At 42.5% G+C, this 13,848-nt stretch carries 10 protein-coding genes; 3 read left to right on the forward strand and 7 right to left on the reverse strand.

From position 1 onward, the window contains the following. The first annotated feature begins 294 nt into the window (after positions 1-294). Together FTT99_RS06470 and FTT99_RS06475 are read left to right on the forward strand one after the other, a co-directional pair. On the forward strand, positions 295-2,655 hold the full coding sequence (locus FTT99_RS06470) for a Tex family protein (RefSeq protein WP_180161311.1): 2,361 nt from the start codon (positions 295-297) through the stop codon (positions 2,653-2,655). A 249-nt stretch (positions 2,656-2,904) separates the two neighbouring features. Then, positions 2,905-5,085, forward strand: coding sequence for a SulP family inorganic anion transporter (locus FTT99_RS06475; protein WP_257229287.1), 2,181 nt, complete (start codon positions 2,905-2,907; stop codon positions 5,083-5,085). 69 nt (positions 5,086-5,154) lie between these two features. Here the strand turns inward: FTT99_RS06475 and FTT99_RS06480 are convergent, their stop codons facing one another. The 6 genes from FTT99_RS06480 to FTT99_RS06505 all read right to left on the reverse strand — a co-directional run bounded on the left by FTT99_RS06480 (position 5,155) and on the right by FTT99_RS06505 (position 11,449). After that, positions 5,155-5,469 carry a hypothetical protein gene (locus FTT99_RS06480; RefSeq protein WP_078189807.1) on the reverse strand — a complete coding sequence of 105 codons (315 nt, stop codon included), beginning with the start codon at positions 5,467-5,469 and terminating at the stop codon, positions 5,155-5,157. 72 nt (positions 5,470-5,541) lie between these two features. After that, positions 5,542-6,621: a patatin-like phospholipase family protein gene (locus FTT99_RS06485; protein ID WP_180131219.1), complete on the reverse strand. Its 1,080-nt coding sequence runs from the start codon at positions 6,619-6,621 to the stop codon at positions 5,542-5,544. A gap of 621 nt (positions 6,622-7,242) precedes the next feature. Next, the gene (locus FTT99_RS06490) at positions 7,243-8,862 is read right to left on the reverse strand and encodes an AarF/ABC1/UbiB kinase family protein (protein ID WP_180131223.1); all 1,620 of its coding nucleotides are present in this window, start codon (positions 8,860-8,862) and stop codon (positions 7,243-7,245) included. Between the two features lie 18 nt (positions 8,863-8,880). After that, positions 8,881-9,549 (reverse strand): SCP2 domain-containing protein, encoded by a 669-nt coding sequence (locus tag FTT99_RS06495; RefSeq protein ID WP_180035009.1) that lies wholly within the window; start codon positions 9,547-9,549, stop codon positions 8,881-8,883. A gap of 16 nt (positions 9,550-9,565) precedes the next feature. Further along, positions 9,566-10,510, reverse strand: a complete 945-nt coding sequence (gene ubiE, locus FTT99_RS06500) for a bifunctional demethylmenaquinone methyltransferase/2-methoxy-6-polyprenyl-1,4-benzoquinol methylase UbiE (RefSeq protein WP_111885631.1) — start codon at positions 10,508-10,510, stop codon at positions 9,566-9,568. 225 nt (positions 10,511-10,735) lie between these two features. Continuing rightward, positions 10,736-11,449 carry a hypothetical protein gene (locus tag FTT99_RS06505; RefSeq protein ID WP_180161313.1) on the reverse strand — a complete coding sequence of 238 codons (714 nt, stop codon included), beginning with the start codon at positions 11,447-11,449 and terminating at the stop codon, positions 10,736-10,738. 205 nt (positions 11,450-11,654) lie between these two features. Between FTT99_RS06505 and FTT99_RS06510 the strand changes: the two genes are divergently transcribed. Then, positions 11,655-13,073 (forward strand): phosphate--AMP phosphotransferase, encoded by a 1,419-nt coding sequence (locus FTT99_RS06510; protein ID WP_180131225.1) that lies wholly within the window; start codon positions 11,655-11,657, stop codon positions 13,071-13,073. 141 nt (positions 13,074-13,214) lie between these two features. Here the strand turns inward: FTT99_RS06510 and FTT99_RS06515 are convergent, their stop codons facing one another. Continuing rightward, positions 13,215-13,736 carry a hypothetical protein gene (locus FTT99_RS06515; protein WP_180131228.1) on the reverse strand — a complete coding sequence of 174 codons (522 nt, stop codon included), beginning with the start codon at positions 13,734-13,736 and terminating at the stop codon, positions 13,215-13,217. Positions 13,737-13,848: the final 112 nt, after the last annotated feature.

The following is a 13,848-nucleotide window of genomic DNA, read 5'->3' on the forward strand; positions in this document are numbered from 1 at the left end:
CGATTTCACTTGAGTATACGATTCATTTATATAAATTTACTATGCTCTAAAGCAACAAATATTGCAGTTAAAATCAAGACATAGATACCAAATGTATACATGTTGTTCGAATCAGTTTGCTTGTCTAAGTCTCGCTAATTTGCTGTTTCATAGTCAGTTTCGTAAAAAAATGTGTATTTGAGATGAATTGGCATTAAAAACCACGAATAAATTTATAAAAACAATTGTGGATTTTATGGTCTTGGTCTTTATAATCATGGCTTTTAGAACTTATCCTTGCAGGGATCTAATACGATGACTGACTTAGTTCAGCAGTTGGCAAAAGAAATTGCCGTACGTCCAAATCAAATTGAAGCTGCCATCAAGCTCATTGATGAAGGTGCCAGTGTTCCATTTATCGCACGTTACCGTAAAGAAGTGACGCAAGGTCTGGACGATACTCAATTACGTCAGCTCGATACACGTCTGACTTACCTGCGTGATTTATTTGAGCGCCGTGAAAAGGTAATCGAATCTCTAAAAGAACAAAACAAGTTATCTGATGACTTACTTGCTCGCGTGAATGCAGCAGAAACGAAAAATGCTTTAGAAGAGATTTACGCGCCGTACCGTCCAAAACGTACAAGTAAATCATTTAAAGCCAAAGAAGCGGGTTTAGGCCCAATCGCTGAAAAAATCTTTAATGAAGCAATCGATCCTACGGAAGCTTTGGCAGGCTTTAGCCATGAAGATTATGCAGATGTTGAAAGTCAACTTGATGCGATTCAACACATTTTAATTGATGAATGGGCGCAAAATATTCCATTAACCACTGAACTCAAAGCAACATTTGCAAAAACAGCAATGTTAAAAAGTTTAGTGGCAAGTGATGAGAAAAAGGAAGTCGGTAAAAAATTCCGTGATTACTTCGATTTTTCTGAAAGCTTAAACAAAGTCCCTTCACACCGTTTACTGGCGATGCTCCGTGGCCGTCAAGAAAATGTCTTGGGCTTAAAAGTCGATGGTGAAGATGAAGCACCATTGGTTCGTATTGAAACTGAATACAATATAGAAACAGCTCAGCCACAAGCGCGTGCAGATTTTTTAAAACAAACTGCAAAATTGTTCTGGCTCGGTAAAGTTCGTCCTGCGATTGAACATTCATTATTGACTGAAAAACGTTTGGCTGCTGAAGCTGAAGCGATGGATGTCTTTGCTGAAAATCTACGTCATTTATTACTTTCTGCTCCTGCAGGCGCACGCTGCACCTTGGGTGTAGACCCTGGCATCCGTACGGGTGTGAAATTGGCTGTTGTCAATGCATCAGGTGATGTTCTTGCACACAGCACTATTTACCCGTTTGCCCCGAAAGAAGATAAAGCAGGTTCAGTTGCTGAACTTGCGCGCCTTTGCCGCGAATTCAATGTTGAATTAATTGCGATTGGTAATGGTACTGCAAGCCGTGAAACTGAAGCTGTTGTGGCTGAAATGATGGCAGCAAATACAGACTTGAACTTGATTCGTGTGTCAGTATCTGAAGCAGGTGCATCGGTTTACTCTGCATCTGAATTGGCGTCACAAGAGCTTCCAGAGTTGGATGTTTCAATTCGCGGTGCTGTGTCGATTGCACGTCGTTTACAAGATCCATTGGCGGAGCTTGTGAAAATTGATCCGAAATCGATTGGTGTAGGTCAATACCAACATGACGTGAACCAAACAGGTTTAGCAAAAACACTAGAAGCAGTAGTTGAAGACTGCGTGAACTCAGTTGGTGTAGATGTGAACACAGCATCATCTGCAATTTTGGGTTATATCGCGGGTCTAAACAAAGCGATTGCACAGCAAATTGTTGAATTCCGCAAAGAAAATGGTCGTTTTGATAACCGTCAAAGTTTGAAGAAAGTACCTCGTTTAGGCGAACGTACCTTTGAACAAGCAGCAGGTTTCTTACGTATTCAAGATGGTTCTGAACCATTGGATGCTTCTGCTGTTCACCCTGAATCTTATGGTTTAGTAGAAAAAATTGTGGCAGCGAAAGCAACCACAGTCAAAGATATTATTGGTAATACTGAAATTATTCGCCAAGTAAACGCCGAAGAATTTGTGAATGACCAATTTGGTCTACCGACAATTCAAGACGTTTTATCTGAACTTGAAAAACCAGGCCGTGACCCACGTCCAGAGTTCCGCACGGCTAAATTCCGTGAAGACATCACAGAAGTGGCGCAGTTGACTGAAGGTTTACAGCTTGAAGGTGTGGTTACGAATGTGACTAACTTCGGTGCATTCGTGGATGTGGGTGTACACCAAGACGGTTTAGTGCATATTTCTGAACTTGCAAATGAATTTGTTGCAGATCCGCACAAAGTCGTGAAACCAGGTCAAATTGTTCAAGTTCGTGTCTTGAATGTCGATGTTGAACGTAACCGTGTCAACTTGTCTATGCGTGCAGAAGGTGCTGCTGCAGCGAAACCACAACGTCAACCACGTCGTGACAATGCGCAGCAAGAACAACGTGGTGAGCGTAAGCCACATGCGAAACGTCCACAGCATGCTCGTCCGCAAGGCGACCGCCCACAAGGTCATAAAAAACCTCAAGCAGCGAAACCACAAGAAAATAAAATTGGTGGTTTAGGTGCGTTGTTATTACAAGCAGGGATTAAAGGTTCGAAGTAATCTTGAACTGTTAAAAAAACCTCCCATTTGGGAGGTTTTTTTTATTTTCTTTTACGGCCTATCAAAGATAAATGAGCTGAATCTTAAACTTCGCAATAAAGTGTAAAAATCACACAAATCACGTATCAAAACACACTATAGAATCGTTCGATTGTCAGACAATATAAGTCACGCCATAAAGTGGTCACAAACTTTAGGCTTTACATACTTACATCTAATTATTTGATATTTATTATAAACGGTAAAATGATGATATCTAAAATTGAACGACATCGATTTCATATTCACGACTTTTTATCTGGAACAGTGGTATTTCTCGTGGCTTTACCACTATGTCTAGGCATTGCATTGGCTTCTGGCGCACCGATTCTCTCTGGCATTATTGCTGGCATTGTCGGTGGTATTTTAGTTGGGGTACTGAGTGGCTCACATATCAGTGTTGCAGGCCCAGCAGCAGGTTTAACAGCAGTCATTTTGGTACAGCTTGAATTACTGGGCGGCAACTATGCCGCCTTTTTATTGTGTATTGTTTTTGCCGGTATTTTACAGATTGGATTTGGCATATTTCGGCTCGGTTTCTTTGCCAACTTTATTCCGAACAATGTCATATTGGGTTTGTTGGCAGCTATCGGGCTGATCTTGATTGGGAGTCAAATACCTTATTTGTTTGGCTTGAACCAATTTTCATGGTCTGTGCTGTGGCAGTCACAGCCGCTCGATTTGCAATGGGATATCGGTGCCGTTCTGATCGGTATAGGTAGCATTGTCTTGATGTTGCTTTGGGAGCAGAGTCCATGCAAAAACTGGGTTCTGCCTTCAGCCTTGGTTGCTGTAGTCCTCGCTGCACTATGTAATGCCATGTTGGTGCTTAGTGGCTCGTCTTTTGCAGTTCATCCATCAAATCTCATCCAACTTCCTAACCTTTGGGATCAGCCACAAAATGTGATGATCTTTCCGGATTGGACCGCTTTAAATAATCCTCTGATTTATACGGGTGCAATTACTTTGGCGGTTGTGGCGTCATTAGAAACTTTATTGAATTTGGAAGCAGCAGATAAATTAGATCCGCATAAGCGTTCGTCACCCCCCAACCGAGAGTTATGGGCGCAAGGTATCGGTAATGTTGTTTCGGGCGCTATAGGCGGGATGCCGCTGACGTCAGTGATTGTTCGTAGTTCGGTCAATGCCAGTGCTGGAGCTAAAAGTAAATGTTCTGCCATCTTTCATGGCGTGTTGCTCCTGTTTGCCGTGCTGTGTTTAGTGCCCTTGATGAATATGATTCCGCTTTCAGCATTAGCTGCAATTTTAATCCTCACAGGTTTTAAACTGACACATCCCAAATTGTTTAAACAGCTGTATTTAAAAGGTTGGAAACAATTTATTCCTTTTATCATTACCTTACTGGCGATTTTATTCACAGACTTATTGGTCGGGATCTTGATTGGTTTAGCCAGTAGTGCGGCCTTTATTTTATACGCCAATTTTAATAAGGGACTGAAGGTGTATAAAGAGCATCATTTACATGGGGTGATTACACGGATTGAATTGCCTTCACAAGTCAGTTTTCTCAACCGTTCGGCATTAATCTCGGCATTGGAACATATCCATCGCGGCGAACAAGTGGTGATTGATGCCACACATGTGAGTGATATGGATGCTGATATTTTCCAACTCATTCAAGAGTACCAACAGGAAAAGGCGGCGCAACGTAAAGTGCAAGTACAGTTGATTGGTTTCAAGGCACATTATGCCGATGCGCAGGAGGCGGCATTAGATATTGATATCAGTACCGCAGCTTTACAGCAACGTTTGACCCCAGAGGCCGTGCTCGCTTTGCTTAAAGCAGGCAATGAGCGGTTTGTACAAAATGAGCGTTTGCAACGAGATATCTATCGTCAACTGCGGGTGACCGCTGAAGAAGGGCAGCATCCGATTGCGGCAGTGTTAGGTTGTATGGATTCTCGTGCGCCGACTGAAATGATCTTTGATGTTGGAATTGGTGATTTATTTAGTTTACGTATAGCGGGGAATGTCGCGGGGCAAAAAGTTTTGGGTTCATTAGAATTTGCCTGCGAAGCCAAAGGCGCCAAAGTGATCGTGGTGCTTGGTCATACGGACTGTGGTGCGGTTAGCAGTGCTTGTCAGTTGCATTTAGCTGGTCAATCGATTCAGAGCCTGACGCGTATGCCACATATTCAATATGTGCTGGGGCCACTCAATGAGTCTGTATCGCGTGTTGCCGAATTGATGCAACCACAAACGCTGAGTCCGGCATTTTTAGAGCAAGTGACGCAAATGAATGTGCATTACAACATCCGCTATATTTTGCAAAATAGTGAAGTGCTACAGCAGTTGGTGCAAGAAGGTAAAGTGGCGATTGTTGGTGCAGTGTATGATGTAAAAACTGGACGGGTTAATTTCTTCGGATAAATAAAATCCGATGACATAAAAAGGATCATCATGAACACATGATGATCCTTTTTATTGAACTAAAATACATTAGCGAATCATCGGTACAATCCAACTGGTAATGATCAGCAAAATACCGAAATGTCCCAATTTACGGGTGACATATACCAATTTTGACGGCTTTTGTTCCAATTGTTTCGCATAGTCTTCGATGCTAATGCCTTGTTTTGCATTACTGGTAAATAAAAACACCGCCAAATCGATACAAATTAAAATGGTACCGACATCTGCTACCACTTCCATTAAATCGTATTGGCCGCTGATCAAGGCGGTTGACACTTGATAAACAAGGAAAAGTGCAAAAGCGATGCAGGCATACTGCAAAACAGTTAAAAATATCCGCATAAATCTATACTAAATAAGCTCAAAATTCTGAAACAGGATTATAGCGTCCCTCGCAAGAGATTACTGTAACGCTTAGAGTGCTTGCATGACTGCTGGGAAATGTTGCTTTTCAACCAACTCCAAAAACTCATCGCCCATACGCTGACTTTCAGCCACACATTGATTCCACATTTTAATGCGTTGTTGGTTGTCTAAGCCTTTGAGGGTAAAGTCTTTACGATCAGGCAGTCGGCCAATCGGCAAGCTTGCAAGGTATTCTTGTGAAGGTGACAGCAACAGGGTACGCGCCTGATTTTCAGGATTGGCTTGGCGTTTAAATAATTTATCAAACCAACCTGGGGTGATGCTATCCGTGAAATGCGGATACAGCACGATGCCCTGACTTTGGAAGGGTAGGTCAATATGATAGTCAATCAGGCCGCCATCGCGGTAACTGCCTTGTGGCGCATCAGGGATATCACGTATCGCGGCCATGACACCGGGGATAGATGCAGAAGCCATAAGCCACGGCATGACACTGTCTTGAGTCAATGCATGGTAATGCGTGGTAAAGCCATCATCCGCCACAGTAAATTGATGACCCGACACAGGCTGACTAATCACACGCTGCATGAAATAACGACTGTGTTTACGTGCAAGCGCTGTCGTGCCCACGATCCCTGCGACAGAGGCTAACAGCGGCAGGGCTTTATCACTTTGGAAAATATGCTGAGCTTTGACTGAAAGCACAGTGAGGTGATAATCAGGATGATTAACCAGTGCAGCTTCTTGACCTTGAATCAAATCGATCAGCATGCCACGACACACATCGCTGACTTCTTGACGACTCATCTTTTTATGAAAGCTCAGATTGGTATACAGCTCAGAGAGGCGTTTCGTGCCTTCGATAGCTCCCCAAGCAGCAATACTGGCAAAGCGCCAACTGCCAATCGATGAACCAATTAAAGTACGCTTTTGTTGCGCACGTGGCAAAAAGTCAGCAAAAATCGCCTGATCTAAACCTTGAATACCAATGCCTTTCGGGCCACCAGCAGCACCGGGCAGGATATCCACTTGAGCAGCGTTTAAACCTTCTTGTTCAATCAGTTGGCGTGCTAAATGGCCAGCACGGATATTGAGCGCAGGCGGTTTTTTTTGCAAAATTTGAGTCATGGCAGTCGCTTAAAATACAGTCGTAGAATTATTCTAGTGCGTTTTTGCACAGACCCAATGGCTGAAACTTACGACAAATGACTTCTCAGTCATATCAGGGCACCGCTCACGAATGCTGTAATAATTGTTCATTATGCCGATGCAATTGAAACAAACTGAGGCAGACGATTGCCCATGTCGCCATTGGGAAGACCGCCCACGTAAAAAAGTTAATGATAAAAACCACGGCCCCAGCTAATAACCAATAATTTAATCCGGCCATCAGTTTTTGCTGTCGCAAACAAAGTAGGAATAAACAGGGAAGTGCATTAAAGAGAATGATCCACCAAAATGCAGCGCTAAGCTGCATCCGATACAAGGTGGCGTTTGCCGTCGGTTACCAGTTTAGAAAAGCCATGTGCATATCAATTGAACCTACAGATTGAGCAGGGTCGAAAAAATATACAGCAAGGCTGTTGCATATGCTCGGAGTAGATTTCGACCATACATTACACCCTAAATAACTGTATGACATGGCGTTCAGCCTTATTTTTTGAATTTTTTGTTCTTATAGCTTTAAGCCCTTTATTGTCAAAGGGCTTAAAGGAGCTATGGATACGACATATTATTTAAATACAAAGATTATTTAAACACACGCCAAATGGCAAGTAAGCTTGAAAGTGCAATTAATACGATGGAAACGTACCATGGCGCAATTATCGCTATGGAGAGGAAGATGGCCATAATACTGCCAAAGACCCAACTACGCTTTTGCTGATGTTCCATTTGCAAGCGCATGCTTTGCAGTTCATTCAGTTGTTTGGCATGCCAAGCCGACTGATTTTTTAAACCATTCAGGCTGTCGATCATCAGCGTTGGTAAGTCTTGCGCACCTAAAAGTAAGTCAGGAATTTTTTGTCCGAGTTCTTTTAAGTTTTTCTGCGGATTCATTTGGGCTTTAATCCAATCCGTCAAGATTGGTTTAGCCAAACTCCAAATGTCTAATTCAGGGTAGAGATCAGTTCCTAAACCTTCGACATGGACCAAGGTTTTGAGCAGCAACATCAGTTGTGGCGGAATCTCTAAATGGAAACGACGCGCAATATCCATCACTTGAATCAGGATGCCGGCGAAGTCCAATTCATGCATTGGTTTAGAGACCATTGGGCCAACTGTGCGACGCATTTCACGTGCTAAGGCATCTTGATCTGTACCCGGTGGAATCCAACCCGCTTGATGCACGATTTGAATCAGCTGCATAAAGTCGCTGTTCATCACTGCAAGCAACATGCGTGCAACGGTCATTTGGTCGTGCTTTGAAAGCTCACCCATAATCGCGCAGTCCAAGGCAATAAAGCGTGGATTGCTAGGATTGATGGTTTCGACGAAGACATTCCCCGGATGCATATCTGCATGGAAGAAGTTGTCGCGGAACACTTGGGTAAAGAAAATGGTGAGCCCTTTTTCGGCTAAATCTTTACGATCCATGCCTAAACGGTCAAAAGTCGCAATATCTGAAATTGGTACACCGGTAATACGTTCTTCGACCATGACATCACGGCTGTCCATATAGACTTCAGGCACGTACATCATGCTTGAACCGGTGAAGTAATGACGCATACGACGAGTGTTATCCGCTTCTAAAGTCAAATCCAACTCATTGAGAATAATTTGACGGTAGTCCTGAATAATTTCAGATAAATGCAGGGCACGAGCGGCTTCTAGACGTTTTTCAAGGAACTGACCAAGCCACTCTAATATTTCAAAATCTTCCAGAATTTGATTGCGAATATTTGGGCGAGTCACTTTTACCACGACTTCACGGCCATCATGCAGGGCTGCAGTATGCACTTGTGCAATAGATGCTGCTGCTAAAGGCTGCTCGTCAAAGCGTGCAAATAAGGTATTCACATCCGCTTTGAGTGATTCCTGAATGCGCATTTTGGCAACGTCATTCGAAAAAGGTTTTACACGGTCTTGTAATAGTACCAATTGCTGTAAAACTTCAGGTGGAATCAAGTCACGACGGGTAGACAGTAATTGCCCCATTTTAATGGCCAGCGGGCCCATCTCTTCCATGGCTTCTTTGAGCTTGAGCGGATTTTTACGCTCGCGGCTTGACCATGCCGCAGGGTGCATGCGAATGAGAGAAAGAATATGACGGGCTTTTTCCGGTAATTCTTCCGCAGGAAACAACGTGTCGAGTCTATAGTGCGCAGCGATGCGCCAAAGGTCGAGTAAACGTGAAACGTGCGGAATCATATGTGCAATTACCTAGTCTTAAGTGTTGTCTTGTAATGAGTCAATTTGGCTATGCAGTTGCTGAATTTTTGCTTCTGCACGGTCCAGATTTTGATTCAAAATTCGTGTGTCTTGATTCAGGTCATCCATCTGCCAACGTGGGGCAAACAAGCCAGAATCTTCTTTTAACGCGTCTTCAGCAAAGAACAAATGGCTTTGTAAAGTACGTTTGAGATATTTGGGTGCAAGTTGCAACTTACCAATTTCATGCGCAAGGCTTGGACCTATCCAAGGGCTTAAATGCGAAGCTAAATCGGGCTCAGCTTGCTGCATAATGCGTTGGATATCCTGCAATAAATGATAATCACCTTGCAATGGGATATTGCCGACATCTTCAGCCAACAGTAGTTTCAGGAGCTCGACGACCGTTTTTACATGCAGGGTCGCCGTTGCTTCGGTCGTACTTGACTGCTGCTCGAAAGGGCGTTGCTCAAAGATAGATGCGGTTTCAGAGTGTCCTGTTGGCGTCGGTTCTAAGCGAACTTTCTGATTGTCAAAAAACACATCCACCGACAACTGTGGTGAATCGATCACCACACGAAGCATTTTGCCTTGCAATTCATTCAGTTGGATGCGAGTAATAGCATCCAGATCAATGAAATGATGAATTAAGCGTTCAACTGCACCAAGTGCGAGAATCGACCACATAGTTCAGCCTGCAGTATTAAAGTTTGAAACCACGATGTACGGCTACGATACCACCCGTTAAGTTGTGATAATCACAGTTTTGGAAGCCTGCATTTTCCATCATACCTTTAAGAGTACGTTGGTCTGGGTGCATACGAATTGATTCTGCAAGGTATTTATAACTTTCAGAGTCATTTGCTACGATTTTTCCCATAATTGGTAATGCAGTGAATGAGTATAAGTCATACAGTTTTGAGAATGGTTCAAATACCGGTTTAGAGAATTCTAAAATCAGTAAACGACCACCTGGCTTAAGAACGCGGTACATTGCAGCAAGAGCAGCATCTTTGTCAGTCACGTTACGTAGACCAAATGAAATGGTTAATAGGTCAAAACTGTTGTCTGCAAAAGGTTCTAAAGTTTCAGCATTAGCCAAAACGAAATCGACATTGGTACAACCAGCATCAATGAGGCGGTCACGACCGACATTGAGCATCGATTCGTTAATGTCTGAAAGCACCACATGACCTGTTGGACCAACTTCACGACTAAACACTTTAGCAAGGTCACCTGTACCGCCTGCAATATCCAGTACGTGCTGACCGCGACGAACACCTGACATGTTAATGGCAAAACGTTTCCATAGACGGTGAATACCAAATGACATCAAATCATTCATGATGTCGTATTTCGCAGCCACTGAGTGGAAAACTTCCGCGACTTTTTGCGCTTTATCTTCGCTGCTCACGGTCTGATAACCAAAGTGTGTGGTTGGCCCAACATTACCTGTGTTCGCGCCACGTGGCAGATTATATTTGGGTACTGAACCTGTCACAGGTGTGTCGGTCAGACGTTGTTCTAAAGATTGTTGCTGACCTTGCGCTGTCCCTTGTGGTAAAGGTTCAGTTAAGAATGGACTCGCTTTGTCTGTATTTTGTGCCGACTCAGGTGTAGGGGCAGGCGTTTGATTCTCGTTAGACATTAGAGTCACTCCTAACTTATAAATAGGGTTAATGTTGCTTTGCAAGCATGATGACAGATTCTCTGTTGTTATACAGCAGTCATTTGCATTTGTTGTGAATAATATACAAAAAAAATAAGGGTCTGCTGTAATTGCTTTGCAAATCCCCTATAAAAAATCTGAATTCAGCCTTGCAAGCCTTGTCTGTTTTATATCAAACATGGGCTTTATGGGATGATAATTTTGTTAAGCCGCCGGCTGAAACGGGTTCGGTTCTCCAGCATGTACACGGTCAACGATTTGACGTTCTACAGCGGTAAATTCGCGCACAAATTTTTCTGCTGACTTAAGTGGTTTCATCGCGAGAAAGCCATCTTGCATAAAGTCATACATCACTTCGAAGTTATATTTTATTGCTGCACCTTTGCACATCTTAAAGGCGGTATAGACCATAAATGAGCGCATATATTTATCTAAATTACGACCTAAATCGTCCAATAGTTGCAGCTGTAACATACGGTCCTTGCCCTGATCAAGCTTAAGATAAGTCTGGCGCATCATTTCATCGGTTAGGGGCAGATTGGATGGATAATCTTCTAATAATTGCATGGCCACTTGTTCATCAAGCTGTACGGCTAAAATGGCAAGTTGTACGCCCGAAGTACCAGTCTTTATAGCATTGTCTGGAATCAATTTTTCAGCTTTGTGTGCATAGCGCGTGAGACGAGCAATTTGTGCTGCTAATGCATCAAAATCAGGACCGCCATATAAACGATTAATAAAATATTCAGACATCAGCACATTGTGTTTTTCAGCAAATTGTACGGCATGAGTGCGTTGCATACGCTGTTTTTGCCACTGCTGGACATCTTGTAAACGCTGTAAAATTTCTGGCTTTTTGTGGTAGTTCAACTGGTAATACAGTTCAAGTAAATCATCTAATACTGCAAGTTTGGACATTGAGTGTCTCAATTATTTTTTAGATGTTTGAATCTTAGTGGGTGTTGGAGCTTAGGGCTATGACAAAGTGACGAAATTATAGGTTAATCTGAGTCAGTTTGTTGCAGAAATGGTCATATTTTGCATTTCAGCATATACATGAAAGCATTGTTGTGTGATGAACGGCATGGTTATACTCAAAACAGAATAAAATCAAGGGACCGCCATGAGCTTAAAAGAAACAGAATTTCAATTGATGGATGAAGAACAACTCTCGGTTGAGCTAATTGAAGCGCAATATCAACTGAAAAATACCAGCCGTCAGCCTAATGCCAAAAGCGTGTTGATTTTAGTCAGCGGAATAGAGCTTGCGGGTAAGGGGGAGGCCGTCAAACAGCTCCGTGAATGGGTCGATCCACGTTACTTAAGGGTGAAAGCGGATGCCCCGATCATATTTAATCCAAAACAAACCTTTTGGCAGTCTTATGCACGGTTTATTCCTGCCGAAGGGCAAATTATGGTGATGTTTGGAAACTGGTATAGTGATTTGCTCAGTACCGCCATGCATGTGTCGAAGCCTTTGGATGAAACCTTATTTGATGAATATGTCGAGAACATGCGGGCTTATGAACGAGACCTAAAAAATAATCATGTCGATGTGATTAAGGTCTGGTTCGATTTATCTTGGAAATCTTTACAAAAACGTTTGGATGAAATGGATCCGAGTGAAGCGCGTTGGCATAAATTGCATGGTTTAGATTGGCGCAATAAAAAACAATATGACAACTTGCAACGTTTACGTCAGCGTTTTAGTCATGACTGGATCATTATCGACTGTGAAGATGAGCAAGTCCGTGATCAGCAATTTGCACAGTATATTTTACGCACTTTAAAACATTGTCCAATACATGAAACTAAAGCGGTAGGGCGTTGGAAACAAGCCAAAACACCACAGGCTTTATTGGAGCCAAGTACAGCCGTCGCTGATGAAGCCGATTATAAAAAAGAATTAAAAAAATTAAGCCGTAAGGTGGCTGAAGCTTTACGTTTTGATTCACGCAACGTGGTGATCGTGTTTGAAGGGATGGATGCCGCAGGGAAAGGCGGAGCAATTAAACGTATTGTTAAAAAGTTAGACCCACGCGAATATGAAATTCATACCATAGCAGCACCTGAAAAATATGAACTACGCCGTCCTTACTTATGGCGCTTTTGGAATAAAATTGTCCCGGAAGAGAAAATCACGATTTTTGATCGCAGTTGGTATGGTCGTGTTTTGGTTGAGCGGATTGAAGGATTTGCTAATACCGTTGAATGGCAGAGGGCATACGATGAAATTAATCGCTTTGAAAAGGATCTATATAACAGTCAAACGGTTGTCATCAAGTTCTGGTTAGCCATAGATAAGGATGAGCAAGCTGCAAGGTTTAAAGCTCGAGAAGAAACCGCGCATAAGCGTTTTAAAATTACTCCAGATGACTGGCGGAATCGTGACCGTTGGGATGACTATCTCAAAGCTGCTGCAGATATGTTGCAACGCACGAATACAGAATATGCGCCGTGGCATGTGATTGCGACCAATGATAAGCATAGTGCTCGTTTACAAGTGCTAAAAACGATTTTAGCGCAGTTGAAAGCAGATTGACTTTATGAAAAAAGCCACGCAATTCGTGGCTTTTTTCTTCATTTTCAAAACTCGCTCATTTTCAGATTTACTTCATCTTTAGATCTATGGTTTAAATCACTTTGATTCTTAAATCTTGTTGATGCGCTAGACATCGTTTCGTTAACCATTGTTCGGCGTTGGAACAGGTTGGTTCGGATATTTCTGTTGAATACGCTTCGCCAATTGGTAGCTTTCTTCTACATGGGTTTCAGCGACTTTTTTCATCACAATATAACCCAAACTGGCTGCCACCAATTGTCCACCTAATGGAATAAATTTAGTGACTTGTTTGGTAATATATTTTGCTGCAATGTTATTTAGCGATTTTTTCATGGCGGTTCGTGCAACCACTAAACCAGAAAATTCGACACCACGTTTACGCAGTTCTGTCCAATGAATTTGTTTGGTTTTCGGATCATACACACTAATTTGATCTGGCGCTAAACCAAAACGCGCATTAATTTCTGGAATGAGCTGTGACAAAATTCCGACATCAATCACCACATCCAAAAATGGCACAGGAATAATGGCTGCACCTGCTGAAAAATAAGCACGTTTTTTAACGAGCTCTAAGCATTCAGCGCGAATAATGTCCAGATTTAAGTTAGGGTCGATGGAATCAGGAATGTTATCAATTTTCATAAGCAAATACCCTTAATACTGGATTGGTTTTTTTCTCATAAAGTATCATTAAGATACTTGTTTAAAAGCATTTTTTGCAATCTATTCTCTTGTCAAAGTCGCATAGACAGCC

The sequence above is a fragment of the Acinetobacter sp. YH12040 genome (genome assembly GCF_013420005.1).
In the GTDB taxonomy this organism is placed as follows: Bacteria; Pseudomonadota; Gammaproteobacteria; order Pseudomonadales; family Moraxellaceae; genus Acinetobacter; species Acinetobacter amyesii.